The organism is Akkermansiaceae bacterium (assembly GCA_019634595.1).
GTDB lineage: Bacteria > Verrucomicrobiota > Verrucomicrobiia > Verrucomicrobiales > Akkermansiaceae > Luteolibacter.
In genome coordinates, this window is sequence record JAHCBC010000001.1 from 554193 (window position 1) to 580729 (window position 26537).

26 protein-coding genes are annotated in these 26537 nt (G+C 62.8%); 11 read left to right on the top strand and 15 right to left on the bottom strand.

What is annotated here, in order from left to right; translation table 11 throughout:
- Position 1: 1 nt before the first annotated feature.
- The 3 genes from KF712_02255 (at position 2) to KF712_02265 (ending at position 2174) form a co-directional block, all read left to right on the top strand.
- Positions 2 to 760, top strand: a complete 759-nt coding sequence (locus KF712_02255; protein ID MBX3739786.1) for a PDZ domain-containing protein — start codon at positions 2 to 4, stop codon at positions 758 to 760.
- A 138-nt stretch (positions 761 to 898) separates the two neighbouring features.
- Entirely contained in the window at positions 899 to 1222 is a 324-nt protein-coding gene (locus KF712_02260) for a hypothetical protein (GenBank protein MBX3739787.1), read from the top strand.
- Between the two features lie 250 nt (positions 1223 to 1472).
- A complete protein-coding gene (locus tag KF712_02265) occupies positions 1473 to 2174 on the top strand; it encodes a class I SAM-dependent methyltransferase (protein MBX3739788.1) in 702 nt (233 codons plus the stop codon).
- Positions 2175 to 2184: 10 nt separating this feature from the next.
- Here KF712_02265 and KF712_02270 read toward each other — a convergent pair whose 3' ends face one another.
- The 3 genes from KF712_02270 to KF712_02280 all read right to left on the bottom strand — a co-directional run bounded on the left by KF712_02270 (position 2185) and on the right by KF712_02280 (position 6214).
- Positions 2185 to 3495, bottom strand: a complete 1311-nt coding sequence (locus KF712_02270; GenBank protein ID MBX3739789.1) for a hypothetical protein — start codon at positions 3493 to 3495, stop codon at positions 2185 to 2187.
- Positions 3496 to 3575: 80 nt separating this feature from the next.
- Positions 3576 to 4892, bottom strand: a complete 1317-nt coding sequence (locus tag KF712_02275) for a hypothetical protein (protein MBX3739790.1) — start codon at positions 4890 to 4892, stop codon at positions 3576 to 3578.
- Positions 4889 to 6214 carry a hypothetical protein gene (locus KF712_02280; protein MBX3739791.1) on the bottom strand — a complete coding sequence of 442 codons (1326 nt, stop codon included), beginning with the start codon at positions 6212 to 6214 and terminating at the stop codon, positions 4889 to 4891. The genes KF712_02275 and KF712_02280 overlap by 4 nt, the downstream gene beginning before the upstream one ends.
- 331 nt (positions 6215 to 6545) lie before the next feature.
- Between KF712_02280 and KF712_02285 the strand changes: the two genes are divergently transcribed.
- The 4 genes from KF712_02285 (at position 6546) to KF712_02300 (ending at position 10977) form a co-directional block, all read left to right on the top strand.
- Positions 6546 to 7880 carry a dipeptidase gene (locus KF712_02285; GenBank protein MBX3739792.1) on the top strand — a complete coding sequence of 445 codons (1335 nt, stop codon included), beginning with the start codon at positions 6546 to 6548 and terminating at the stop codon, positions 7878 to 7880.
- Positions 7881 to 7930: 50 nt separating this feature from the next.
- Positions 7931 to 8080 carry a type II toxin-antitoxin system HicB family antitoxin gene (locus tag KF712_02290; protein ID MBX3739793.1) on the top strand — a complete coding sequence of 50 codons (150 nt, stop codon included), beginning with the start codon at positions 7931 to 7933 and terminating at the stop codon, positions 8078 to 8080.
- A 91-nt stretch (positions 8081 to 8171) separates the two neighbouring features.
- Entirely contained in the window at positions 8172 to 9851 is a 1680-nt protein-coding gene (locus tag KF712_02295) for a glutamine--tRNA ligase/YqeY domain fusion protein (GenBank protein MBX3739794.1), read from the top strand.
- Between the two features lie 211 nt (positions 9852 to 10062).
- Positions 10063 to 10977, top strand: coding sequence for a hypothetical protein (locus KF712_02300; GenBank protein ID MBX3739795.1), 915 nt, complete (start codon positions 10063 to 10065; stop codon positions 10975 to 10977).
- 21 nt (positions 10978 to 10998) lie between these two features.
- Here the strand turns inward: KF712_02300 and murA are convergent, their stop codons facing one another.
- Both murA and prmC read right to left on the bottom strand, forming a co-directional pair.
- On the bottom strand, positions 10999 to 12270 hold the full coding sequence (gene murA / locus KF712_02305; protein MBX3739796.1) for a UDP-N-acetylglucosamine 1-carboxyvinyltransferase: 1272 nt from the start codon (positions 12268 to 12270) through the stop codon (positions 10999 to 11001).
- A gap of 36 nt (positions 12271 to 12306) precedes the next feature.
- Positions 12307 to 13143, bottom strand: a complete 837-nt coding sequence (gene prmC, locus KF712_02310) for a peptide chain release factor N(5)-glutamine methyltransferase (protein MBX3739797.1) — start codon at positions 13141 to 13143, stop codon at positions 12307 to 12309.
- Positions 13144 to 13381: 238 nt separating this feature from the next.
- Between prmC and KF712_02315 the strand changes: the two genes are divergently transcribed.
- Both KF712_02315 and KF712_02320 read left to right on the top strand, forming a co-directional pair.
- The gene (locus KF712_02315; protein ID MBX3739798.1) at positions 13382 to 14401 is read left to right on the top strand and encodes a hypothetical protein; all 1020 of its coding nucleotides are present in this window, start codon (positions 13382 to 13384) and stop codon (positions 14399 to 14401) included.
- 419 nt (positions 14402 to 14820) lie between these two features.
- On the top strand, positions 14821 to 15954 hold the full coding sequence (locus KF712_02320) for an HAD-IB family phosphatase (GenBank protein MBX3739799.1): 1134 nt from the start codon (positions 14821 to 14823) through the stop codon (positions 15952 to 15954).
- A 288-nt stretch (positions 15955 to 16242) separates the two neighbouring features.
- On the opposite strand, the gene KF712_02325 is transcribed toward KF712_02320, so the two are convergent.
- The 5 genes from KF712_02325 to KF712_02345 all read right to left on the bottom strand — a co-directional run bounded on the left by KF712_02325 (position 16243) and on the right by KF712_02345 (position 20226).
- On the bottom strand, positions 16243 to 16851 hold the full coding sequence (locus KF712_02325; GenBank protein ID MBX3739800.1) for a 1-acyl-sn-glycerol-3-phosphate acyltransferase: 609 nt from the start codon (positions 16849 to 16851) through the stop codon (positions 16243 to 16245).
- Positions 16848 to 17513 (bottom strand): (d)CMP kinase, encoded by a 666-nt coding sequence (gene cmk, locus KF712_02330; protein MBX3739801.1) that lies wholly within the window; start codon positions 17511 to 17513, stop codon positions 16848 to 16850. Before cmk ends, KF712_02325 begins: the two co-directional genes overlap by 4 nt.
- Positions 17510 to 18862 carry a 3-phosphoshikimate 1-carboxyvinyltransferase gene (gene aroA / locus KF712_02335; GenBank protein MBX3739802.1) on the bottom strand — a complete coding sequence of 451 codons (1353 nt, stop codon included), beginning with the start codon at positions 18860 to 18862 and terminating at the stop codon, positions 17510 to 17512. The genes cmk and aroA overlap by 4 nt, the downstream gene beginning before the upstream one ends.
- 11 nt (positions 18863 to 18873) lie before the next feature.
- Positions 18874 to 19740 (bottom strand): prephenate dehydrogenase/arogenate dehydrogenase family protein, encoded by an 867-nt coding sequence (locus KF712_02340; protein ID MBX3739803.1) that lies wholly within the window; start codon positions 19738 to 19740, stop codon positions 18874 to 18876.
- A 75-nt stretch (positions 19741 to 19815) separates the two neighbouring features.
- Positions 19816 to 20226: a hypothetical protein gene (locus KF712_02345; protein MBX3739804.1), complete on the bottom strand. Its 411-nt coding sequence runs from the start codon at positions 20224 to 20226 to the stop codon at positions 19816 to 19818.
- A 185-nt stretch (positions 20227 to 20411) separates the two neighbouring features.
- On the opposite strand from KF712_02345, the gene KF712_02350 reads away from it, so the two are divergent.
- On the top strand, positions 20412 to 20630 hold the full coding sequence (locus KF712_02350) for a hypothetical protein (protein ID MBX3739805.1): 219 nt from the start codon (positions 20412 to 20414) through the stop codon (positions 20628 to 20630).
- 30 nt (positions 20631 to 20660) lie between these two features.
- On the opposite strand, the gene KF712_02355 is transcribed toward KF712_02350, so the two are convergent.
- From KF712_02355 to KF712_02375, 5 genes are all read right to left on the bottom strand, one after another.
- Positions 20661 to 21353 carry an NAD-dependent deacylase gene (locus tag KF712_02355; protein ID MBX3739806.1) on the bottom strand — a complete coding sequence of 231 codons (693 nt, stop codon included), beginning with the start codon at positions 21351 to 21353 and terminating at the stop codon, positions 20661 to 20663.
- On the bottom strand, positions 21350 to 22705 hold the full coding sequence (mnmE, locus tag KF712_02360) for a tRNA uridine-5-carboxymethylaminomethyl(34) synthesis GTPase MnmE (protein ID MBX3739807.1): 1356 nt from the start codon (positions 22703 to 22705) through the stop codon (positions 21350 to 21352). Before mnmE ends, KF712_02355 begins: the two co-directional genes overlap by 4 nt.
- Before the next feature lie 8 nt (positions 22706 to 22713).
- Entirely contained in the window at positions 22714 to 24234 is a 1521-nt protein-coding gene (locus tag KF712_02365) for a hypothetical protein (protein ID MBX3739808.1), read from the bottom strand.
- Between the two features lie 47 nt (positions 24235 to 24281).
- Positions 24282 to 25385 carry a histidinol-phosphate transaminase gene (locus tag KF712_02370; protein ID MBX3739809.1) on the bottom strand — a complete coding sequence of 368 codons (1104 nt, stop codon included), beginning with the start codon at positions 25383 to 25385 and terminating at the stop codon, positions 24282 to 24284.
- Between the two features lie 259 nt (positions 25386 to 25644).
- Complete coding sequence (locus KF712_02375) at positions 25645 to 25998, bottom strand: arsenate reductase family protein (GenBank protein ID MBX3739810.1); 354 nt, start codon at positions 25996 to 25998, stop codon at positions 25645 to 25647.
- Positions 25999 to 26048: 50 nt separating this feature from the next.
- Between KF712_02375 and KF712_02380 the strand changes: the two genes are divergently transcribed.
- The gene (locus KF712_02380; GenBank protein ID MBX3739811.1) at positions 26049 to 26507 is read left to right on the top strand and encodes a hypothetical protein; all 459 of its coding nucleotides are present in this window, start codon (positions 26049 to 26051) and stop codon (positions 26505 to 26507) included.
- Positions 26508 to 26537 lie beyond the last annotated feature (30 nt).

Below are 26537 nucleotides of genomic sequence, written 5' to 3' on the forward strand. Positions count from 1 at the left end.
AATGAAGCTGGGAACCTTTTTCATCGCTCTGCTCGCCGGGATCTCCCTGGTCACCGGCCAGGATGAGGTGCTCACACCCCTTCCGCCGCCGCTGCAGGCTCCTACCGGCCGCCCATGGCTGGGACTGAAGCTGGCGAAGGTGGAGCCATCCACCAGCGCGCAGATCCAGTCCCTCCCGCTGGGGGTGGGTTTCATGGTGAAAGTCATCGATCCCAGTGGTCCGGCGGTCGAGGCCGGATTCCAGCCATTTGATGTCGTCTGGAAGATGGGTGACCAGCTCCTCATCAATGAAGCCCAGCTCGCCACCTTGCTCCGTCTCCAAAAGCCGGGCGATGAGGTTGCGCTGGCGGTCTTCCGTGGCGGAAAGCCGCTGGATATCAAGATGAAGCTGGGTGACCTGCCCGTCGGGCGGGACGGCTTCAGCTCGGAACTCGCGGAGGCCGCGATCCTCCCAGGCGAATCCGGACCGATGCGGGTGGTGAACGTCTCCGACCGCACCGCCACCTACTCCACGGATGAAGGAAAAATCGTCCTCCGCAAGGAAGGGGAGATCTACCGCGTGACGATCAGCAATCCCAAGGAGGAGATCATTTTCCAAGGGAATGTCATTGGTGAGGAAACTCCGGAAGGCCTCCCGGAACTCTGGAAACGCAGGGTGTTCGCCCTGAAGCGTGGCCTGGATCATCAGATCCATGGTGTCATGGAGCCGGTCCGTGCCCCCCGGCCTCGTGTCGTCCCGGCGGTCCGTCCGGCCCCCTGATTTCCGGACTGTGGCTGGGCCATCTTGGCCCAGGCCGTTGCCGGAGCGTCCGCTCCGGTCTTTTTCCAAGGGAAGCTTTTCCCTTCACACACCGTCCCGGATGACCCACGGTGAAGTGAAATCCGGAAACCCGTTGCCATGAGTTCCTCCGTGTATCAGACCGAACCAATCCGCAGCCGCAAACGCCGCGAGCAAATCGCCGTGTTGACGGAACTCCGCGATGCTTCCCCGAAGTTCGACCGGACGATGATGCTGCAGCATCCGGCGAAGTTCGTGATCTACTTCGGATTTTTCTACCTCATGGTGATTTCTCCGGTTATGGAATGGGGTGTGGTATGGTTCGCCATCATCGGAGGCATCGGTTTCACTCTGGTTGATGAATTGTTGTGGCGGCTCGTGATGGTTCCTCTGATGGAGCGGGAGGTGAGAAAACTTTCCGCGCAGCAGGGAGGCAGGGAGTGAAGGTTATCCCACTTCTGTGAAACCAACAGGAAAACGGCATCGGTGTTGAAGACAGACGGAGGTGAAGTGGACGGGGTGTGGAACCGCTGGAAAGTGAATCTTCCGCTGGGACAGAGAGCCGCCATTTTTGAGCTGATCGCTCTCCATCTTTCCCCATTTCCGCCGGATGGTGCGGTTAGCTTCTACAAGCAATAGAAGGCGGGAGTTGCCCCCTTGACGACTTTGCTCTGATGGTGGGGAAACATCCACGATGAGCACTCCCAACGAATCTCCCACCCACTTCGACGAAGACCGAGCCGCCAGCTACGACGAACGTTTCAACAGGATCTCAGCAGTCATGGAAGCGCTGCATCTGCTGACCAAGTTATGGTTCACGGGGCTTCCAAAAGAGGCTCGGGTGCTGTGCGTGGGCGCGGGCACCGGCGCGGAACTGTTTCCGTTGGCGGAGGCGTTTCCCGGCTGGACCTTCACCTTGGTGGACCCCGCCGGACCCATGCTGGCGCAGTGCCGGAGAAAGGCGGAGGCCGCGGGTATCGCGGACCGCTGCATCTTCCATGAAGGCTACCTGGACAGCCTCCCCGCCACCGCCCCTTTCGATGCCGCCACGTCCATTCTCGTCTCCCACTTCGTGCTGGAGCGGGAAAAGCGGATCGCGTTTTTCCGTGAAATCTCGGGCCGACTGAAGCCCGGCGCGCCGTTGGTCAGCGCGGATCTCTGCTCGGACATGGACTCGCCCGAGTTCGCGACACTCATCTCCGCATGGATCAACATGCTGAAGTTCTCCGGGCAGGAGGACAAGACGGTGGACAGCTTCGTCGAGGCGCTTCGCGGAGGCGTGGATGTCGTGCCGCCGCAGGAACTGACCTCGCTGATCCGGTCCGGTGGATTCGCCGAATCCACTCTTTTCTACCAGAGCCTGCTCATCCACGGCTTCATCTCGAAGCGGGGCTGAGATTGCCGGATCAGATCCCGATCTTGCCCATGCCTTCCATCACCTTCCAGCTCGGTGCGTCCTTCTGGAAAGGCGGAGCGTTGTCGCCTGTGGTCACGGCCGGTGGTTGGTGGTCGATCCGGAAAACCGGCAGGATCGGTGAGCCGGTGGAGGCTTTCTCATACTTCTCGCCGATTTTTTCGATCATCAGCGAGGCGCAGAACAGGCCACCGGGGATCTCGCTCAACAGGATCTCGATGGGGTAGGCGGTCCCGGCCTTCGCCTCGAAGGTGGGGCCGACCGCCAGTCCGCCGATGGCACCGTTCCAGTTGTTGGTGGTATCATACTTGTAGAACTCCACCGGGAGCTTCATCGGGGAGTCCCGAAGTTGCCTCTGGCGCTCGCGGTCGTCGTTGGCACCGGTCAGCACGTCCTTCATCTGGGAGAGGTGGGTGCCGGTGGTGCCGCCGTAGAATCCGTGGTCGAACACATGCTTGTTGTTGAAGCGGACGACCAGTACGTCATCCCCCGCACCGACGAAGCGGTAACGTCCGCTGGTAGGCGGGGTGACGATTCCGCGATAGACGATGATCCAGCGGCTCGGCTGCACGTCCTTCTCACAGTTGAACGCGGCTGGTGCTCCCTCCGCCTGCATGAGGGGGATGTAGATCTTCGTCTGGTAGAGCTTCTGCGGGGCCTGGAAATAGTCGCGGGAAAGGAAGGTCTCCTTCCAACCACGGTTCACGAACTCGCGGATGACCTCCTGCGTCTGCTCGTTGGAGATGTTGGTTGGCTTCTTCTTGTCCGTCTGTTTGAGGTCGTAGAACGTGCCGATCAGCGCGTTGGGTGTGCTGCTCAGGGCACCGAACGGGTTCAGCTTGCCGGCCGGTCCCATGCCGATGCCGTCGCCCATCCCGTCACCGATGCCCCGGCCGATACCCTCGCCCCGGCCACCGCCGCTGCCTCCACCACCCAGACCACCGCTTGCCGCGCCCAGCGAGCCGAGCGCGGTCATCGCGGTGCTCGCATCAGGTTCCGGAAGGGCAAAGGAAGATGAGGTCCCGATCGCCGCCACCCGCTGGGTCGCCTGCTTCATCACCCGGTTCTGGCTCTTATTCGCCTGCATCTTCGGCGATCCGCCGCCGCCACCGCCGGAGGGTTTGAAATCAACCGTCTTTTCCTTCTCCGGCGGGATGATCTGGAGGATCCAGAACAGGGCCAGCACCAGCAGCACCGCGTGGACGATGATCGAGATGGTCAGGGAGCCACCGCCGAGCCTGCGCCAGAAAGAGGCCTTCGGAGTTTGCAGGATGGTGGCTGCGGGAACAGCAGGACTTTCCATGGAAGAAATTGGGTTTCAGTGGATTTGACGCAGGTTACTGGAATTTCTTTGGAGGGAAAGCAATGTTTCTCCCGCCGTGGTCACTTCCCCGGCGGGGCATACATTTCCGCCGGTTCGAAATCGACGGGCTGCGGGGTGATCTTCTGGATGGCAGCCATCTCTTCCGCCGTGAGTTGGTAGCGGTCGTGCATCGCGGCATCCAGAATCTCAATTTTCGCGGGTGAGAGCTTGGGAGAGAAAGGAGATGAGTGGTCCTGAGTCCGGATCTGCTGCAGCGTGATGATGAGGTCCGCACGCGGGAGGGGGTCCAGGACGGCGTGGGTGCGCGGACTGTCTCCGGAGGCGCGGGCGACGGACGCCGCGTAGGAAATCTTCTCAGGGGAGGGGAGCTTCGTGGAAAGGGTGGCGGCCCCTTCGGCGGAGAGAGTGCCCCAGGGGTCGATGTCATGGAGATGGACGGTGCGCTCGCCTGTCGGCAGCTGGGCGAGCCGGTCCATGACCGACTGGATGCCGGAGATTTCCCCATCCGCGGCGACCACCCCCAGAAGATAGGCGGTGAACGGGGTGAAGACTTGGAACGCTCCGGTCATGGTGCCGGAGTCGCGCTTGGTGATCGCGGCCCAGGCGGCGTCCGGATCCCGTGAGGCCCAGGCGGAGATGGCGTCGGAGAGATCCGTCTTTTTGGAAAGGGCTGCGTGGAGTTTGGCGAAATCGAAATCCTCCGCGTAGTCGGCGTTGTTGAGCGGATTCGCGTAGCCGACACTTTGGAATTCGCCGAACACACGGATCACGTCGTCCGCGCCGCGGCTGGCGGAGGCTTTCATGGCGAGGTCGAAGAACCTGGACTCGGTGTCGCCTTTTCCGAATTCCCCGTGGTATTTCTTCATCCACGGGAGGGCGGTGACGGGATCGTCCGCGAGCGCGGTTTCCAGCAAACCCATCATCACCGCTCCCCGCTGGTCTTTCCCGGGGAGGGTGGCGGCCCACTCCATGGCGGCGGTGCCGCTGCGGGACCAGAGTTCCGTGAGCGCGGCTTGGAGGAGCTGGCGGTGGGCGGGGATGTCGTCCACCGTTCCGGCCCTGAGGGCGGCGTGTTGCTCCAGAATGAGGGTGTGGAGCGCGGGCACATCCATACGACCCAGCCCATAGTAGAGATCCCCGGCGCGGCCACCGGAAGCTTGGAAGGAAAGGAGGGCGGAGAGGGTATGGCGTCCGGCGTCCGGTCCGGGAGTGGTGGCCGACGGTCGTAACGGTCGGCGGGCATCTGATGACGCGATATTTCCCGCGGAGCCTCCCGCCGTGGCATTTGCTCCGGTGACAGACTGGATGGCCCGGCCACCCCAAACCCCGGCAGAGAGGAGAACGATGGCAGCGATGGCGTGGGGGAGGGTTTTCATGGCTTCCCGTTTGGTTTGGTCTTCTCCTTCATACGGGCGATGATGGCGTCGGTGCGCGCGGCGTCCGCCCCCCATTCGGCGAGTTGCCGGCGGAGGATTTCCACCGCGCCGGGTTGGAGCGGCGTGCGGTCGCCAGTAGGCTCCATGGTTTCCAGGGCGCGTAGCTTGGATTCGTCATCCGGTAGGGTGGACAGCGCCTGGAGGCCGCGATCCACATAGGAATCCATTCCCAGAAAAATTCCCTGTGCTACGGCGGATCGGAGGGTGTCCTTCACCTCCGGAAGACTTGCCGCCTCGATCCAGGCGACGGAGTTCCACCCCGGCTGGCGGAAATTGGAGGAGTTCGCCTCGAAGAACGCCGCACGGTGCCCGGGGGTGAGGGACTCGAGCTTGCCGACGATCCACCTTGGATGCTCCTCGTTGTCACGGAACCGGGAAGGGCCGAGCTTGATGAGGACAGCTGGACCGGAATTCCGGAGCACCCAGTCGAAGGCACCATCCCGGTCCTGTTTCAACCATTCACGGAGAAAGGCACTCTCGATGTTCGGGAGGTTCATGCCGCGGAGATCCGTTGAGCCGAGCAGCGCCGCGAAGTCGAACCCGGCGGGGAAGTCGAACGAATAGGAGGCATAGTTTGGGATGCCGTCCTCCTTCAGTTCGGCGATCCGTGAAATGAGGGCTTCCGGACCTTGCCGGGACGCTTCGGCGACGGAGGCGTAGATCAGGTTGATCGGGAGCTTGGTGTGGAAAAGGTCCGGGTTTTTCCGCACGAATGCGATGCCCTCGTCCACCCTGTCGGGAGGCCAGGCGGCCATGACGGTATTGACGAATCGAGGGCTGAGGACGGGCGGCTGGGCCAGGGCCCAGACAAGCGCGCGGTCGGCATCCCTCCGCGCGTATTCAGCCAGCAGCGCGGCGGCGATGGAATCAAAGCGGCGGAGGGTTTCCGGCATCTTCGCTGCCTCCTCCAGCGCGGTGAGGATTTCTTCATCCGTCCAGTTGGCGATGTGGGCACCAATGCCGGTGGACGATGCCGCACCGGAGAAACCCACCCGTTGCCGGGTGGCTTGGAGGAGATCCGCCGTGGTCGGAGCTGGCCCGCCAGCCCGCGGCTCCCTGATGCGGGAGGGGGAGGGACTGGGAGCCGGTGCCGATTCTGGCACTGGAGCGGACATCCAGCCGATCAACATGCCGATGACAGGATAGACCAGAAATAAGGTGGGCTTCTTCAGGGCGGAAAGTTCGGGTGGGTTTGGAACAGATTGGTGCGAATCATCCGGCAGGGGAAGCAATGTTTCGGGCTGGCAGGGACCGCATTCCATGCGGTCAGGTTGGGGAGATGTCCCTTATCTCGGCATTCCATCTTCAGGGATGTCTTTTCATCAGGAGACTTCCACCTGATATCTTTCATCCCGAGGCATCAGCCGCAGTCGCCCGCCTGACCGCATGGAATGCGGTCCCTGCCATCCGTTGCCGGAAACCGCACGGAGGTGTGAAAAAGCCGCACCCGGCAGGAGAGCGGCTGTCTGACCGTAGGCGGATACCCCGATCCCCGGGGCTGTCCCCAATTTGCGTTTTGCGATGAGACGGGGGAGTTGGGTTCCAGACGGATTCGTCTTGCGACGGAAATCCTCAACGCCAACGATTCCGTGCGTGACTCCCGAGCTTGAAGACCTGTTTTCCTTCCTCCGTTTTCCCAGTGTTTCCACGGACTCCCGGAACGCCGGAGACGTGCGTGACTGCGCTGGCTGGCTGATCGGGAAACTCCAGCGGATGGGACTGTCCGCGGAGCTGCATGAGACGCCGAAGCATCCCGTCGTCATCGCGAAAAACGCACACCGCCAGGACCGGAAGACCGTCCTCATCTATGGCCACTACGACGTGCAACCGGTCGATCCGCTCAACCTGTGGACCACCCCGCCATTCGAGCCGGAGATCCGCCATGGCAGGATCTGGGCGCGCGGAGCCACCGACAACAAGGGACAGATGCTCGCCCATGTGCTGGGGGTCGAAAAGACGCTCAGGGAAAATGGCGAGCTGCCGGTGAACCTCATCTTCCTCTTCGAGGGGGAGGAGGAGATCGGCAGCCCGAATCTGGCCGCCTTCCTCGCGGAGCATAAGGAGGATCTGAAATGCGACGTCATCGCCATCTCGGACACCGGCATGGTGGCCCCGGGCATGGGGACTCTCGGCTACGGCCTGCGCGGCATCGCCTGCTGCGAGGTGAAACTCACCGGCCCGGAGCGCGACCTGCACTCCGGCCTGTTCGGCGGTGCGGTGGCGAATCCGGCCACCGCCGTCGCCCGTCTGGTTGCGAGCCTGCATGATGCGGATGGCCGCGTGCTGGTGGATGGATTCTACGACGATGTGCGCCCGCTGGAGGACTGGGAGCGTGAGATGTGGGCGAAGGTCCCCGGCGTTTCCGATGCGGATTTCCTGAAAGTCACCGGCTCGCCGGGACTCTTCGGCGAGGAGGGCTACACCTCCGCCGAGCGCACCTGGGCACGCCCCACCGCCGAGGTCAACGGCATCGGCGGCGGCTACCAGGGTGAGGGCTCGAAGACCGTCCTGCCCGCGGAGGCTTTCGTGAAGTTTTCCTTCCGTCTGGTGCCGGACCAGGATCCGGCGGACATCCTCGCCAAGGTCGAAAAGCACCTCCGCGCGCACTGCCCGCCCGGTGTGAAGATCGAGGTGGAGATCGGCCACGATGGGAAACCGTATGTGGTGGACCCGCACTCGAAGTTCGGCCTCGCCGCGCAGTCCGCGTTGAAAAAGGCCTTCGGCACCGAGCCGGTGCTCATCCGCGAGGGCGGCAGCATCCCCATCGTGCAGACCTTCCGTGACATCCTCGGCGTGGACACGCTGTTGCTCGGCCTCGCGCTCGCGGACGCCCAGATCCACTCGCCGGACGAAAACTTCCCCGTGGAGAACTTCGAAGCCGGCATCCGCCTGAACCAAGCGCTGCTCACCGAACTGGCTGGAGTGTGAGGCGCGGAATCTGGAATTGCACCCCTTGTTCCATATCGTATGCTTGTCCCATGACTCTGAAGGCCATCATCCACGAAGCCGAGGAAGGCGGATTTTGGGCGGAAGTTCCTGCCCTGCCCGGATGTTTCACCCAAGGTGACACCCTGCAGGAACTGGAAGACAATCTTCAGGAAGCCATCACTGGATGGTTGATCCTGTGACCGTGGCTTATCTTTCCAGAATCAGTGTAATCCTTCCAATCAGTGTAATCCGTGGTCAAAAAAGCGGATACCTCTGAATCACCCATTTCCCATGTCCGAACCTTCCAAATCCGATTTCATCCGGGACATCATCGCCGATGACCTGGCCACCGGAAAACATTCCACCGTCATCACCCGCTTCCCGCCGGAACCGAACGGCTACCTGCACATCGGCCACGCGAAGTCGATCTGCCTGAACTTCGGCATCGCCCTGGAGAACGAGGGCGTGAAGGCGCAGTGCAACCTCCGCTTTGACGACACCAATCCCGAAAAGGAGGAGACCGAGTATGTGGAAAGCATCAAGGAGGATGTGAAGTGGCTCGGCTTCGACTGGGGCGAGGGTCTCTACTTCGCGAGCAACTACTTCGGCTTCTTCCATGACTGCGCCGTCCACCTCATCAAGGAGGGCAAGGCGTACGTCGATGACCAGACGGCGGAGGAAATGAAGCACAGCCGTGGCAACGTGAACGTGCCCGGCACGCCATCGCCATTCCGTGACCGCACGGTGGGGGAAAACCTCGATCTGTTCGCGCGGATGAAGGCCGGCGAGTTCAAGGAAGGGGAGAAGGTCCTGCGCGCGAAGATCGACCTCGCGTCGCCTAACATGAACCTGCGGGACCCGGTGCTCTACCGCATCCTCCATTCCCACCACCACAACACGGGGGACGCCTGGTGCATCTACCCGATGTATGACTTCGCTCATCCGCTGGAGGACGCGCTGGAGCACATCACCCATTCGCTCTGCACGTTGGAGTTCGAGAACCACCGCCCGCTCTACGACTGGTTCATCGACAACTGCCCGGTGCCGTCGAAGCCACGCCAGATCGAGTTCGCTCGCCTCAACCTGACCTACACCGTGATGAGCAAGCGCAAGCTGCTGCAACTGGTGCAGGAAAATCGCGTCTCCGGCTGGGACGACCCGCGCCTGCCCACCATCTCCGGCATCCGCCGCCGCGGCTATCCGCCGGAAGCGGTCCGCCATTTCTGCAAGCGTGTGGGCATCACCAAGTTCAACGGCACCACCGACGTCGCCTTGCTGGAGTTCGACGTGCGGGACCATCTCAACGCCTCCGCGCAACGCCGCATGGCCGTGCTGGATCCGGTGAAGGTCGTGCTGGAGAACTGGTCCGCCGAGCCGCTGGCGACCGTGGAAATACCGAACCATCCGCAGAACCCGGAGCTTGGCGTGCGTGACGTGCCGATCTCCGGCGAAGTATGGATCGAGCGCGAGGACTTCATGGAAGACCCGCCGAAGAAGTTCTTCCGCCTCGGGCCGGGCCGCCATGTCCGCCTGCGCGGCGGCCACATCATCCGTTGCACTTCCTTTGAAAAGGACGCAGCCGGAAATGTCTCCCTCATCCGCGCGGAGATCCTGCCCGGCACCATCGGCGCGGATGCGCCGGAAGGCGTGGAATGCCGCGCCGCCATCCACTGGGTGGATGCCACCACCGGCGCGGACGCGGAGGTGCGGATCTACGACCGTCTCTTCAGCGTGGAGTCCCCGGACGATGCCGATGGGGGTTTCCTCAGCGTCATCAACCCGGATTCCCTGAAGACGGTCACCGCGAAGATCGAGCCGTCACTCGCCGAAGCGCCCGCCGGTTTCAACTGCCAGTTCGAGCGTGTGGGCTACTTCGTCACCGACCTCAAGGAACACCGGCCGGGTGTGAAAGCCGTCTTCAACCGGACCGTCGCCCTCAAGGACTCCTGGGCGAAACAGGCGGGGAAGTGACACCCAGGCAGGGACCAGGAAAATGTGGCTGGGCCATCTTGGCCCAGGCCGTTGCCGGAGCATCTTGCTCCGGTCTTTTGTCCGCAGCATATCCTGGCCGTGGCTTTCCCTCACTTCTGTTCAAATCAGTTGGAAAAAGTGACAAGGATACATTCGCTTTGTGTCAAAAAGTAACTTGCGCTCCACCACGATTCCTCTCCATAAACGGCGGATGAAACGCTGGTGGTGGTTGTTCCCCGTGCTCGCTGTGGCGGGACTGTCCGTAGGTGTGATGGTCGCGGGTGTGGTCACCTACGTGCAGCCGAAAACCTTCGATTCCCAGGCGGTGTTGGAAATCAAACCTCCGGGAAAGATCCTGTCGCCATTTGATTCAGGTTCACCACCACCTCTGGAGAGGGATCCGAAGTTCCTCGAACGCGAGATGGCCGTGTTGAAAAGCCACGCAGTCTTGCTGGATGCGGTGAAACAACTGGACCTCGACAGGAAGTGGGCGCTGCCCGCGCCGGACGCCGCCGCGATCGTGGAGCGCTCCCTCACGGTGGAACAACTGCGCGGGACGGATCTGGTGTCCATCCGTGCCCGTCACGTCAACCGTGAGGATGCCAGGGACATGGTCGTGGCGGTCATCGCCGAGTACCGGAAACAGCGGAGTTCACGTGATGCAGGAAAGTCGGAAAGCGCCTCCAATGCTCTGGCGGAAGCGGTCCGGGAACAGGAAAACAAAGTTGAGGAGCGGAGAAAGGCTTTGGCTGAAATCGTGAGGACCAAGACACTGCTCCACCATCACGAAGGCGTGACTCCCAAACCGCAGGCCGGGGCAGGCGGCGTCGATACCGAAGAGTATGTCATCAGAAAACGGGAGTTCGAATCGGAGCTGGAGCTGCTGCAATCCCTCAAGTTGAAGCACGTGAAAGAAAGGGTTTCCCGCGAACTGAACGATGACAGCGTGGCGATCCACGAGGAGCCCCTGTTGGCAATGGCACCTTCCGGACCGAATGTTGCCGGCAACATGGGGATGGGCATCATGGGTGGCTTGGCGGCTTCGCAGGTGGTGGCGCTGTCGCTTGCCCTACTCCTGCCGTCGAGGGGTCCCGGGGAGATCCCGCCACCACTGCCCGGCGCGTGATGTCGCCCTGCCGCCGCCTTCTCAGCGGTCCTTCACCCGTTCGACATTCGCTCCCAGCATCAGGAGCTTCTCGTCGATGTGCTCATAACCGCGGTCGATGTGGTAGAGGCGGCTGATTTCCGTGCTGCCCTTCGCCTTCAGCGCGGCGAGCACCAGCGCGGCGGAGGCGCGGAGGTCGGACGCCATCACCGGCGCGGCGGAGAGTTGGGCCACGCCGCGGACGATGGCGGTGCCACCATCGACCTTGATGTCCGCACCCATCCGCTTCAGCTCTGAGCAGTGCATGAAGCGCTGCGGGAAGATGGTGTCCTTGATGACGCTGATGCCGGGAGTGGTGGCCAGCAGCGCGGTCATCTGCGCCTGCATATCCGTCGGATAGCCGGGGTAGGGGGCGGTGACGATGTCGCAGCCGGTTGTCTCCGGATTCCGGTGGATGACGCATTCGTCCCCGGCCTCGTTGAAGTCGATGCGGTGGCCGGATTTCACGATCGCCTCGGTGATGGCTTTCATGTGCTCCCTGCAGATCCGGCGCAGGCGGACCTCCTCACCGGCCAGCGCGGCGGCGGCCATGAAGGTGCCTGCCTCGATGCGGTCCGGGATGACGGTGTGCTCCACGCCTTTCAGTTCCTTCACACCCTCGATCACGATGCGGCGGGTGCCGGCACCCTGGATCTTCGCGCCCATGGCATTGAGGAAATTCGCAAGGTCCAGCACCTCCGGCTCGGCGGCGGCGGACTCGATGACGGTGATGCCCTCCGCGAGGGTCGCCGCCATCATCACGTTGTCCGTGCCGAGAACGGTCGGGCCATGGGTGCCGCGCAGATCGATCTCCGCCCCGCGCAGGCCATCCGGTGCCGTGAGGATGATGTTTCCTCCCTCGAACTCGACTTTCGCGCCGAGCGCCTCCAGCCCCCGCAGGTGCAGGTCCACCGGCCGGTCGCCGATGACGCAGCCGCCGGGCAGGGAGACCACGGCCCGCCGTTTCCGCGCGAGCAGCGGTCCCATCACGCAGATGGAGGCGCGCATCCGGCGGACCAGTTCATACGGAGCCTCATCGGAAATGTCCGCGCAACTGATCCGCACGGTGCCGGAGGAACGCTCCACGTCCGAGCCCAGCGCGCTCAGGATCTGCACCATGTAGTTGGTGTCGGAGACATCCGGCACGCGGCGGATGATGCACTCACCCTCCGTCAGCAGGGTGGCGGCCAGGATCGGCAGGGAAGCGTTCTTCGAGCCGGAGATGTTGATGGCACCGCGGAGCGTGGCACCGCCGTGGACGACGAGTTTATCCATGGGTTGGGTAAAATGGGAAAAGTTTGGGAGAGGAAATCAGTCCCTCCATGCGAGGGGAAAACGCGGGATACCGGAGAGGTCGTTTTTCACTTCGATGCGGGAGAAGCCGGACTTTTCGAGAAAACCGGCCACCTGTGAAGCCTGATCGTGGCCGATTTCCAAAACCAGCCACCCACCGGGTTTCAGGTGCTGGTAGGCCTCCGGAATGAAGCGGCGGATGACATCCAGCCCGTCCGGGCCGCCGAAGAGGGCGAGCGCCGGGTCATGCATCACCTCCGCCGTCAGGGTGGGGCGCTCCGTCTCCGGCACGTAGGGCAGGTTCGCCACGATGCCGCCGAAGGTGCCGGTGATGTTGGAAAAAAGGTCGCTGTGGACGATGGTGGCGTTCTTCAGCTCCAAGGCTGCGGCATTTTCCCCCGTGAGGGCCAGCGCGTCTTCCGAAATGTCCGCCAGCGTGACCTGCCATTCCGGTCGGGCCGCCGCCAGGGAGAGTCCCAGCACACCGGAGCCGCAGCCCACGTCCAGCACATCCAGCTTCTCCGGCAGATCCCAGCGGAGGATCCACTCCACCAGCTCCTCCGTCTCCGGGCGGGGGATCAAGCCGCGGGAATCGCAGATGAACTCATTGCGGTGGAAAAACACCTGGCCGAGCAGGTGCTGGAGCGGGATGCCTTCGCCGCGCTTTTTCAGGCTTTCGCGCAGCGGAGCCAGATCACCCTCCATCAGCGGACGGTCGAACTGCAGGTAGAGATCCATGCGGGTGCAGCCCAGTTGCTTGGCCACGAGCATCTGCATGTTCCTCCGTGCATCCTCGATTCCCCGTTTTTCCAGATAGCGCGTGCCGCCATCGATTGTTTCCAGAACCGTGCTCATGAAGGAATCCGCCGTGGGAAGCATCCCGGCTGCCGGGCAGAGTCTGGACGGAGCGCAATCCCGGGCAAGGTCTTTATGCGTTGGCGGTTGAAAAGCCCCGGCACTCTGCTACTGCGGGCGCATCAACACACGTTTTTCCATCACCGGGCTGGGTGCCCTGTCGGCACTGGGAGAGGATGTCCCCGCCCTTTATCAGGGGATCCTCGCCAAACGGAATCCGTTCCGCAGGCTGGGGGAGTTGCTTGGTGAAGACAGTCCGCACGCCGCCCGGCCCGCCGCATGGATCGGTGAAAGGGGGCTGCTCATCCACCGGAAATGGAGTCCTGCCACCATGGCCGCGCTGCATGTGGCGCGGGAGGCTGTCCGGGATGCCGGATGGAGCGCGGAGGACCTGCGGGACGCCGCGCTGGTCGTCGGCACCAGCAGGGGGAACGCCGCCGGTTGGCTGGGACCGTGGCCCGGACGCAGGCCGTTCAAGCTCATGGCCGCGAGCAATACCATCCACAGCGAGCCGGCCAGCGCCATCTCCATCGAGCTGGGCATCACCGGGCCGAACCACGTCACCGCCAGCGGCTGTGCGGCCGGGCTGGATGCCGTCGGCGTGGCGATGATGATGCTGAAATGCGGCCTCGCGCGACGGGCGCTGGCGGTTGCGGTGGACCTGCCGCTGGTGCCGCTGCTGCTGGACAACTATGCCGCATCCGGGCTCCTTTCATCTTCGTTCCGGCTGGATCCATATCATCCGGAAAGCTGTGGCTTCATTCCTGGTGAAGGTGCCGCCGCCATGGCGTTTGAAGCACTGTATAACAGCGGTCCGTCATTGATTTATCATGTTTCAAACTCGGACGCATCTGATCCGGTGGGTATTCCCAAGGATGGCGGTAATACGATTCCCCTTTTGTTGAAGGCACTGGAATCCATCGGTGGCTGCCATGCCATATCTCCGCATGCGACCGGCACCGCCGTCCAGGGAAGGGCGGATCCGGTGATTCTCAGCCGCGTATTCCCGGAGGGCAACCGGCCTTCCCTTCATCCGTTGAAGCCATTCATCGGCCACACCATCGGCGCTAGCGGGTTGCTGGAGAGCGTCATCCTGGCCCGTTTCCTGCGGGACGGACAGTTGCCCCCGAATGCGGATCATCTCATCGCACCGCCCGGTTTTTCCATGCCCCGCATGCCGGTTGACGCGGGCGGCCCTGTATTCAAACTTTCCCACGGCATGGGCGGGCACAACTCCCTGCTGGTACTTTCTCCATGAGCAAATCCATTCATCTAGAGGTCTCGATCGACGGGCAGCGGCTCGATGTTTTCGGCAAAACCGGCCTGGTCCGGAGTTTTCCGGTTTCCACGGCGGCGAAAGGGGTGGGTTTCCGTGAAGGAAGCTACCGCACCCCCACCGGACGGTTCCGTGTTTCGGAAAAGATCGGAGGAGATCAGAAACGTCATACCCTTTTCAAGGAAAGGGTGCCGGTCGGCATCTGGAAGAAAGGTACCGCGAAGGATAAGGATCTGGTGCTCACACGCATCATCCGTTTGGAAGGCCTGGATCCGGAGAACGCCAATACGATGGAGCGGTTCATCTATATCCATGGGACGAACCGCGAGGATCTGATCGGCCGGCCCGCCAGTTGGGGGTGTGTCAGGCTGGGAAATGCGGATATGGAGGAGCTGTTTGAAATGGTTTCCGTCGGTGATCCCATTTTCATCCATCCGCCGGTGGGGAACAGGGAGAACATCATGTTCTTCGACTGTGATTCAACATTGTCCTCGATCGAGGGCATCGATGAATTGGCGCGTGCCCGGGGTCCGAAAGTGTATGCGCAGGTCGTGGCTCTCACCGATGCGGCCATGAACGGAGCCATCCCGCTGGATGAGGTTTTCCCCCGCAGGATGGAGATCATCCGTCCTGACAGGAAGACCTGTGATGAGGTCGCCGCCAAATATATCAGCACCATGATGCCGGGAGCGGTGGGGCTGATCAAGTGGTTGAAAAAGAATGGCTGGCTTCCTGTCATCGTGTCCGGAGGGTTCGCCCCGCTGATCAAACCTCTGGCGGACCACCTGGGGATTGAGCACGTGGAGGCGGTTCCGCTTTATCTTGATGGGAAAGGAAAGTATGCGGGTTATGGAACGGATTACCCAACCACCCGCAACCTCGGGAAAAATGAGATCATCCGGGAGTGGAAAGCCGCGCTGCTCCCCGGAAAAACCGCGATGATGGGGGATGGTATTTCCGATCTGGAGACAAAGCAGGATGTGGATCTGTTTTTCGGATTCGGTGGAGTGGTGGCCCGGCCAATGGTGAAGGCCGGCTCCGAACATTGGATCGAAAAACTATCTGATAGACGCGTCATCCGTCTGCTGGAGGGTGAAGTTTCGCAGCGCAATGGTGAAATAATATCAAAACAAATGTCGCATTTTAACTTGCGCACCCGAAAGTCCAAGATAAGTTTCGCCCCGATGAGCACATCCACCAAAAAAGCTCCCAAAGGGAAGCGATATACCGACGAAGAGAAGAACGATATCCTCGGCTTCGTCCAGAAGTATAATGACGAAAACGGTCGTGGCGGTCAGAGCGCCGCCTCGAAGAAGTATGGAATCTCCCAACTTACCATCGCCAGCTGGCTGAAATCCAGCCCTTCCGCAGGCGCGAAGCGGGGCCGCAAGTCTGCTTCCGCCAAGGGCGGCAAAGGCGGCAGCTTCTCCTCGAAGCTCAACGCGCTCTCCGCTCTCGCCAGCCAGATCGACAAGGCGGAAGCCGAACTCGGCAAGCTGAAAGCCAAGTTCAAGGCCCTCAAAGCCGATCTGTGATCCCTGGCCGGTGCCGGGTGATTTCCCGGTTATCCCGAACTTCCATCAGCCGCTCCGAAAGGGGCGGCTTTTTCATATCCTCATGATGAAAAAAGACCGGTGTGCATGCGGATTTCAAGGCCATGTATCTGTGCAGTACCAAAATGATGATTTCTGTTTCTTCCGCGGGATATGGCTCACGGATTTCCACTATGAGCCGGATACCGGTATTCCGTGGCCGGTTCTCCGGATGCTTAACTCGGACGCTCCTCTGGCCATAACTTCCCCGGATTCCGTATTCCGGTTTTTTCAGAGATCCCCGATGGCGGCCATGATGCGCTTTGCCAGCTCGTCATAGCCCTGCTTGCCGGATGCTGCCTTCAATTCCTCCGGGGTCAGGTAGATCGGTTTGCCGATGCTGACGGTGATGCGGGCGAACCGGATGCGGCTGGAACCACGGGGCAGGGCTTCGCGCGCGCCGCTGATCCTCACCGGCTGGATGGGCGCGCCGGACTTCGCCGCGATGAGACCGATGCCCGGTGCGGCTTCGCCGAGGTTTCCGTCCATGGTCCTCGCGCCTTCCGGGAATACCAGGACCCGGTGACCCTCCTTGAGTTTGCGGATGATGGTTTTGAGGCTCGCCATGTCAGGGCGATCCTGATCGACCGGAATGGCGTTCCATTGCGGATAGACCCATGTCGCCGGACCCTTGAAAAGGGATTTCCGGGCGAGAAAGACCATTTCCGTCTTGTAAAGATTCCCGATCAACGGCGGGTCGAGGAAGCTCTGGTGATTGGAGGCGACGAGTACCGGGCCTTCCGTGATCAGGTTTTCCCCGCCGATGACCCTCATGCCGAAGATCGTCCGGAACGCGGCGCCGAACGACATCCAGCCCAGCCAGTAGATCCACCTCATCATGGCAGCGAAACGGGCAGGCCCTGGTTGCGGAGGATGGCGATGGCGGCGTCCACGCCGCTTTCGATGGTGTGGTCGGACGTATCCAGAACAGTGGCTCCTTCCGCGATCACGAGAGGGGAGGTGTCCCGCTTGCTGTCCGCGGCATCGCGCTCGGCGACGGAATCAACTTCGCCGACCTGGCTGCGGCGGGCGGCGCGGACATGCTCCGCGGCATCCACGTAGATTTTGTAAGGCGTGTCCGGAAAAACCACGGAACCGATGTCGCGGCCTTCCATCACGATGCTGTGCGCCTGCAGGTAGTCACGCTGGAGGTTGACCAGCAGGACCCTCACTTCCGGGATGGCGGAAATGGCGGAGACATTCGCGTTCACCTCCTCGCTCCTCAGCGCGTCACCCGGATCCTCGCCATCGATTCCGATGGTGGAGACGTTGTCCTTCACCCCGGTGGTGATGTCGATCCGGCCGAGCATTTCAACGACGGCCTGTCTGTCCGATGGCGGGATGTTTTCCTTCAGAGCCTTCCAGGTTACGGCACGGTACATCGCGCCGGAGTTCACCATCACCAGGCCCAGCCTGGCGGCGAGGTTCCTGGCGAGGGTGCTTTTGCCGGAGGCGGCGGGGCCGTCCAGGGCGATGGCGAAGTGGGTGTGGGTCGAGCTCACTTGGAAACGGTGGGCAGGTTGAAGTCTTCCGGAGCGGATTTTTCCCGGCGGATGGCATCCAGGTGGTGGGCGAAGCCCGGGTAGGAGGTGTTCACGCACTCGACGTTGCGGATCACCGTCTCCCCGGAGGCGAACAGCCCGGCGATGGCGAATGCCATGGCGATCCGGTGGTCGCCGAAGCTGTCGATGGTCGCACCGTGGAGCGGTGCGCCGCCCTCGATCTCCATGCCGTCCTCGAACTCGGTGACATTCGCGCCCATCGCGCGGAGGTTGTCCACCACGGTGGTGATGCGGTCCGTTTCCTTCACCCGGAGTTCCTTGGCGTTGCGGATGATGGTGCGGCCTTCCGCGAGCGCGGCGGCGACGGCGATGACCGGGATCTCGTCGATGAGGTTCGGTACCTCCTCGGGGAAAATGGTCGTGCCCTGCAGCTCCGCACCGTGGATCTCCACGTTGCCGATGGGCTCGCCATGGGTTTCATGGAGCACGTCGATCATGTGGGCGCCCATGCGGGAGAGCACTTTGAGGATGGCGGTGCGGGTGGGGTTGAGGCCCACGTTCTTCACGACCAGGCGGGAGCCGGGGATGGCCGCCGCGGCGACCAGCCAGAAGGCGGCGCTGGAAATGTCACCTGGAACGATGAAGTCCGTGGCTTCCGGCACCTGGCCGCCGTAGATGGAGATGGTGTTGCCTTCCCGCTTCGTGCTGACGCGGAAGGAGGTGAGCATCCGTTCCGTGTGGTCCCGTGTTTCCGCAGGTTGGGTCACGGTGGTGGTTCCCTCCGCGAAGAGGCCCGCCAGCAGGACGGCGCTCTTCACTTGGGCGCTGGCCACCGGCATGTCATAGTCGATGGGGTTGAGCTTCGCGCCATGGATAAGAAGGGGGGCGCAGCCGGGTTTTTCGCCCTTCGTCTCGATCTTCGCGCCCATCTGCCCCAGCGGCACAGTGATGCGGCCCATCGGCCGGCCGGAGAGGGAGGCGTCCCCGAACAGTTCGGTGGTGAACGGCTGCCCGGCCAGGAGACCGGCGAGAAGGCGCATGCCGGTGCCGGAGTTCCCGCAGTCGATGGGGGCGGCGGGAGCGTTGAGTTTTCCGGACTGGCCGTGGATCACCAGATCGACCGGGCCGTAGCCTTCCAAGGCCTCCAGTACCTCATAGTTGGCGCCCAGCGCCTTCATCGCGTTGAGCGTGTTCACGCAGTCCTCGCTGGGGAGGAAATTCCGGATCGTGCAGGAGCCGTTGGAAAGTCCGCCGAGGATGGCGGCGCGGTGGGACATGCTCTTGTCGCCGGGCACGCTGAATTCTGCATGGAGGCGGGAAATGGCTTTGACTCGGAATTCCGACGACATGTGGGCGTTGGTCAGGTGATGGGTGATTGGTAGAGATCCCGCCGTTCCTTGGCGGTGATGAGCCATTGGCGGACGCTTTCTTGTCCGCCGTTTTCGAGGCTGGCAAGGATTTCACGGAGATCCTCGATGGTTTCGCGGAGCGGAGCGGCGATGGCCTTGCGGTTTTCGATGAGGATTTCCGCCCACATGTCCGCATTACCCCCCGCCACGCGGGTGGTGTCGCGCAGTCCGCCACCGCCGAAACGTCCTTCGGCGGGATCCTGCAGGGAGACTCGGGCCGCGCTGGCGGAGATGATGTGGGGCAGGTGGCTGATCCTGGCGACCAGTGCGTCATGGATCTCCGCGCTCATCCAGGCGGTGCGGCAGCCGAGCTTCTGCCAGAACCGGTCCAGGGCCGCAGCCTCCGAGCCGGCAACGTGATCGTCATTCGTCAGGATACAGGCGGCGTTCCGGAAAAGATCGGCGGCGGCGGCGGTGATGCCGGTTTTCTCCGAACCCGCCATCGGATGACTGCCGATAAAACGGACACCGGTTCCCGCGAGCAAAGGCGTGATCGCCTGATGGGGGAACCGCTTCACGCTGCCCACATCCGTGATCAGGCAGCCCTTCTGCAACCCGGCCTCCACGGCGGCTGAAACCAAGCCGGGCATGACACCGACGGGCACGGCGAGGACGACAAGATCGGCGTCCGCCACGGCTTCCGCGAGGTCACAGGTCACATCCGTGATGCCCGCAGCTTCCGCTTCTTCCGCGGTTTCCGCCCGGCGGACCCAGAGATTGACCCGCGGCGCACCGTCGGGATTTGGGAGAGCAAGGGCGAGGGAGCCGCCGAGCAGCCCGCCGCCTAGGATCGTGACATTCGTGAAATCGTCTCTCATCGGAACGAAAAACCGGGTCCAGTGCCGGACCCGGTTGGCTTTCCTGGAATAAGGTTGACCGGGAAAAGACGCGGTTCAGGGAACCCGGAAATGCTTTTTCTCCGAGGCCGGATAGGTCGGATCCGCGACGAGGGTGCCGCTCGGCATGTCACGGACGTCGATGACCTTGTTGTTGAACGGGCTGAAAACGAAGCCTTCCTTGCCCGGAACCGGCTGGGCGGTGGGGACATTGGTCGGTTTCCTGTCCGGAGGCTTGGGCGTGGTGCCGGGATCGGTGGTGGTGCCGTCGGTCTGGGCCTGACGGTCGCGCTCCTGCGCGTCCTTCATGCGGTCTCGCTGGTCCTTGATCTTCTGCTGCTCGGCATCGGTGATGGTGGCATCCCGGCCCGGGCGCTGGTGATGGGGCGGGGGCTCCGGGTAAGGATAGCACGAGAAAAGGGTGAGCGTGGCGAGCGCCGGCAGTGCGTGGAGAATGCGGGATGTCATGGCGGACGAGAGTTCGGGGTGGCCCGTCGGATCGGCGGACGGACTTGGTGCAATGATGGGCTTTGTTTCGCAGTCGTCAAGCAGGCTCGTCGGTCGGAACGGAGGTCGTGTTTCCACAAGTTCCCGCGGACCGCTCTTGTATGCCGCAGGCCGATGGAGTGACAATCCCGGGGAACACGCCCTCCATGCCAGATCCGACCATCCACGCCGCCGGGAAAATTTTGAGCCAGCTCAACGAAATCCTCTACCGGGCGGAACTTCCGAACGGGAAAATCATCATGGCCCATCTTTCAAAGCCGCTCACGGACAGCAAAGCGGTCTTCCTGCCCGGTGCCACCGTCCGGCTGGAGCTGACCGCATTCGATTTCGAGTCCGCGAGGATTCTCGGGGAAATCGACGGCTGACCAGCCGGGGAGGGAGCTGGATCTGAGGGCCTATCTCCCCAGCACCTCGGCGACCCAGAGCGGCACCACCTCGCTGGCGGGACCCAGGCGGCGGTCGCGGAACTCGCGGCTGGTCGCCTCCAAATTCAGTTCCAGGGTGCTGGCCTGGTTCCGGGCCGCCATGGCGACGAAGCCTGCGGCGGGATAAACCGAGCCGGAGGTGCCGATGGAGACGAAGAGATCCGCCCGCTGGAGGGCGGCGGAGATTTCATCCAGATGGTAGGGCATCTCCCCGAACCAGACGATGTCCGGCCGCAGCGTGCCGGTGGAGTCGCATTCCGGACAGATGGAGCGGGTGGAAAGGTCGGTGCGGATCTCCCCGGTGTGAGCACAGACCACGCAGCGGCATTTCAGCAGTTCACCGTGAAGGTGGAGGAGGCTCTTTGATCCGGCCCGGTCGTGCAGATCATCGATGTTCTGGGTGATGAGCAGCACCTGGCCGGGATATTCCCGTTCCAGCCGTGCGAGTGCGTGGTGGGCGGGGTTCGGGTGGACGGTGCCATCGAGAAGGCGGGCACGGCGCTCGTTGTAGAATCGCTGGACCAGTTCCGGATTCCGCCCGAACGCCTCCGGAGTGGCCACATCCTCCACGCGGTGGCCCTCCCACAGCCCGTCCGCCCCGCGGAAGGTCTGTAATCCCGATTCCGCGGAAACGCCCGCCCCGGTGAGGATGACGATGTTCATTTGCCGATGCAGAACGTGCTGAAGATCACTCCCAGAAGGTCCTCGGTATCGACTTTTCCCGGGATTTCACCGAGGGCGTCCAAGGCTTCGCGCAGATCGATCGCGGCCAGCTCGACATCATTGGAAGTGTCATCCAGCAGCGTGAGGGCCGCCTCCAGCGCGGTGCGCGCGGTATGAAGACTGGCCTGGTGCCGGGCATTGATGGCGATGGCATGCTCCCCCCAGTCCGCATCCGCGAAATGGAGCGCGCCGCGGATGGCATCGGAAAGCTCGTCAAAGCCTCCACCGGTGGAGCAGGAAAGCCGGACGGCGGACGTGCCCTGCCATGAGGGATGCTCGCCGAGATCCGTTTTATTGAGGATCAGGAGGTGCTTCGCTTCCGTGTGCGGGAGGATGCCGCGGCTTGGCTTGGGCTGGCTGCCATCGGACACTTCCAGCAGCAGGTCCGCGGCCTCGATCTGACGGACAGTGCGCTGGATGCCTTCCGCCTCGATGCGGTCGTCGGACTCGCGGACGCCCGCCGTATCGATGAGGCGGATGGGCAGGCCATGGAGGTTGATGGTTTCCTCGATGGTGTCGCGGGTGGTTCCGGCGATGTCGCTGACGATCGCCCTCTCAAAGCCGAGCAGCCGGTTGAGCAGGCTGGATTTTCCGACGTTCGGCTCGCCGAAGATGACGGTGCGCACCCCTTCGCGCAGGACACGGCCTTGGTCAGCGGTGGCCAGCAGGGAGCGCACGGTGTCCAGCACGGAGGTGATCCGGTCCCGGAGCACGCGGCCGGTCTGGGGGTCGATGTCCTCTTCGGGAAAGTCGATCCATGCCTCGAGGTGGGCGAGCGTTTCCAGCAGGGAGTCCCTGGCCTCCGTGGTGCGCTTGCCTAGCGTCCCTTCGAGCTGGCTGCGTGCGGCACGCAGCGAGAGCCGCGTCTGGGCGGAAATGAGATCCATCACCCCCTCCGCCTGGGTAAGATCCAGTTTTCCGTTGAGAAAGGCGCGCTGGGTGAACTCCCCCGGTCCGGCATGGACCGCACCGGCTTCCAGGAAACGGGCGAGCACCTCACGGGTGACCAACATGCCTCCGTGGCCGGTGAACTCCACGCTGTCCTCCCCGGTGAATCCGTGGGAGCCGCGGAAGACGGTGAGAAGTCCGTCATCGATGGACTCTTTCCCGTCATAGACGCGGCAGTAGCAGGCGGTCCGCGGCATGGCGGAGGATGCCTTGCTACGGGTGGCCCGGTCCGCCACGGCGATGGCATCCGGGCCGGAAATGCGGATCAACGAGACGGCACCAGTGCCCGGTGGGGTGGCAATCGCCGCGATGGTGGTGCGGCTGTCGTGGGAGGAGGGGGACATGCCGGGGGTCAGCGGGGAACTGCGGCCGCTTCGGTTCCGCCGAGGTGGAGGAACTCCCAGCAGATGAAGCGGGTGATCTCCAGCTTCGGTTGGTCCGTGCCGACCCACTTCAGTTCGATGGTGGCGGTGCTGTTGGTGGGGCGGCTCTCTTTGCCCCGCCAGTCGATCTTCGAGAGCGAACGCCCGATTTCCGAGTCGATGTTGACGTTCACCCGGGCGCTGGTTTCCGGAGAGGACGGATCCCAGATCCGGTAGGTTTTGATGCCCGCCGGCAGGGTGCGTCCGGACTCCGGAACATCTTCCGAAATGATTACGCGGAAGACACCACCCTGGTCCGCCTCGGGAAGTTCGATGAGGTTGGCGAAGGTGCGGTACTTCGTCTGGGCGAAGGTTTCCCAGTCCAGCTTCAGGCCTTGAGGGGTTTTCTTGAAGAGGGCGGTTGCCCGCACCGGTTCGGTGGCGAAGTTCTCGACCCGCGCCATGGTTGAGAAAAGCAGGTCCGCTTCATCCATGCCGTATTGGATCTCCAGCGTGGCGAGCGGGCGGAAAAATTCCTTCATCTCGAACTGCGGCGGTTGCTCGAACTCGAGCATGAAGATGCCACGCTTCCGGTCTTCCTCGCTCAGTTCCCTCACGGAAAAGGCGTCGATGGGGGTGTCCTGGTCGTTGATCACGCTGCCACCGTAGAATGCCTCCACCTGAGGCCGCAGTTGCTCTCCGTTGATGATGTGGGGGAGCTTTTCCTCGGCGGTGGTTGCAGCGAGGAATTTCCCGAGAACGGCGTAGGCATCCTTCTTCCATCCGACCCGCATGTATTGGTTTTCGGAAAGTGAAGGGCCTGCCGGTTGGGCGGGAGCGGGCGGAGCGACCGGCTTTCCGGTCATCTCCTGATATACGAGATAGCCCGCACCGCCGGCGATGGCCAGCAGGAGACAGCCGAGGAAGATGGCTGGAGCCGCGGAGGAGGATCGCTTCGGCTCTTCCTTCTCTTCCTTTCTCCGGGAGGAGGCCCCGCGTTCCGGCCGTGGGGCGGGTGCCGGAGTCGCCTGCTGTGGAGCGGGAGTGGTAGGGGGCGTTGCGTCCGCCGGTGGCTGCTGTGGAGGAGGAGCGGGATGGGAAACCGGCGGTTGTTCCTGTGGCGGAGCAAGAGGTGGAGTTTGATAAGCCGGTGCCGCAGGAGGTTGGTAGGCCGGTGCGGCGGGAGGCTGGTAGGCGGGTGCGGCCGGTGCGGCGGGAAGGTGCTGGACCGGCGCTGCGGGAAGGTGCTGGACCGGCGCTGCGGGGGGACCCTGCGTTGGCAGTGGGGCCACCTCGCGGGCCGGTTGCTGCGGGACACCGGGATGGCTGACCGGTGCGGGCGGGAGAAAGGTCGCCGGGGCGGTGGCCTCCGGAGCCGGAGAGGTGATGGTCCTCTGGCAATGCGGGCAGGGGCCCGTGGTGGGCGGCAGTTCTTTCGGGATACGGATCTTCCCCCTGCAATGGTAGCAGTGGAATTCTCTGATATTTGCAGGGAGGGTAGGATCGGTCATGGGGGCGCTTTCCCGAAAAAATTACTTAGGGAAAATGAATCAAATTGTCAAACCGCGACCGGTGCGAGGACGGAATCCAGCACCTCCAGGCAGCGGGCGTTCTGTTCCGGCGTGCCGATGGAGATCCGCACCCAGTCCGGCAGCTTGTAGCCGCGCATGGCCCGGACGATGACACCCTGCTTCAGCATCTCTTTGAAAACCCGGTCGCCGTCCCCGACATTCACGAGGATGAAATTCGCCACGCTGGGGACATGTTCGAGGCCGCGTTCCTTGAACGCCGCTTCATAGAACGCCAGCCCCTCCTTGTTCACCGCGCGGGTCTGTTCCACGTGTTCGTCGTCCTTCAGGGCGGCGACGGCTCCCGCCTGGGCGATGGCGTTCACGTTGAAAGGCTGGCGCGCCTTCTGGAGGATGGCGGCCACGTCTTTGCCGCAGAGGCCGTAACCGACGCGCAGGGCCGCGAGGCCGTGGATCTTCGAGCAGGTGCGCAGCACCGCCACGTTGCGGTTCTGGCGGACGAACTTGAGGGTGTCGAACGGCTCGTCGAGAAATTCGAAATACGCTTCATCGAAACACACGACCACATGCTCCGGCACGCGCTCCATGAAGCGGTCGATCGCCTCCTGGCCCACGACGGTGCCGGTGGGGTTGTTCGGATTGGCGATGAAGACCAGTCGTGTGTTAGGCGTGATGGCGTCCGCCATGCCTTCCAGGTCGTGGATGAAGCCGGGGTCCGGCACTTCCACATACTTCGCGCCGAACAGGGTCGCCATCAGCTTGTAGACGACGAAGGCGTGCTCCGCTGTGATGAGTTCCGCATCCCGGTTCAGGAAAGAGTGGCAGAGCAGTTCGATGATCTCGTTCGAGCCGTTGCCAATGACGACGTTCTCCAGGCCGAGGTCGAATTTTTCCGCGATGGCGGTGCGGAGGCGGAAGCCGGCGCCGTCCGGGTAGAGGTTCGCTTCTTCCAGCGCCTCGCGCATGGCGGCCTTCGCCTTCGGCGACGGTCCCAGCGGGTTTTCGTTCGAGGCGACCTTGACGATGGAGGCCGGATCAAGCCCCAGCTCACGGGCGGTTTCGTCGATGGGCTTGCCCGTCTCGTAGGCAACGAGGTCACAGACGAAGGAATTGGCGTATTGGTTGATCGGCATCTCGGAAAGAACTCTAGGAGGCCTCCCCCGGATGGTCAACGGGGTACGTGGCTGTGGCGTCCCGCCGCAGGCCGTGGCGACGGCGTCCCGCCGTCGTTCTGAGGGAAGGAGTGCGATGGGATCGCAGCAAAGGCGGAAAGCACTGACAGCCAATACAATGGTTGAGCCCAAAGGTTGCCGAATCTGTGGTGAAGAATTGCGGCGGGACGCCACAATCACGGCCTGCGGCGGGACGCCGCAGCCACGGCCCTGATGTTTCCTAGCCCAGCGCGTCCTTCCACGCCGCCTCGCTGAAGCCATTCAGAGCCACCCCGTCACCGATCAGGAACGGACGTTTCACCAGATTTCCGTTCCGTGAGAGCAGGTCGAGCGCCTCCTCCTCCTTCATGCCGGGTAGCCTGTCTTTGATGCCGAGTTCCCGGTAGTCACCGCCGGAGGTGTTGAAGAGTTTCCGGAGGTCACCGCCGTTGGCCTTGAGGGCGGCCTTCAGTTCAGCAATGGACGGCGGCGTTTCGCGGATGGCCTTCGTCTCATGGGGGATCTGGTTTTCCTTCAGCCATTTGGCGGCTTTCCGGCAGGTGTCGCAGTTTTTGTAGGCGTAGAGCGTCGGCATGATCCGATCTTGCGTGCGGACAGCCGGGAGGCAAGGCTGTCCGTCCGTTGATGAAGACAGAGATTCTTGAAAAAATCCGCGTGGAACTGAGGGACAGGCTGGACCGCCTGGCCAAGGCGGCGATGGAGGCCCATGCCGCCGCGACCGACCCAGGCAGCAAGGCGGAGAGCAAGTATGACACCCGGAACTTGGAGGCCTCCTACCTCGCCTCCGGCCAGGCAAAGCAGGTGGAGGGTCTGGCGGAAGCGGTGCGCATCTTCGACGGTCTTTCCCTTCCGGACTATGGCATGGAGGATGGCATCGACGCCGGAGCGCTGGTGGAGGTGGAGCAAGGGGAGGAAGCGCGCTATTTCCTGCTGGCTCCGGTCGCGGGCGGACTGGAGATCGTCCATGAGGGGATGGAAATCACCCTGCTCACTCCGGAGAGCCCGCTTTACCGGAAGCTGCTCGGCCTGCGCGCGGGGGATTCCCTCGATGCTCCGCCGCTGATGGTGCTGGAGGTGTTCTGAAAACCTGGCATGGCTGAGACTGGGACCTAC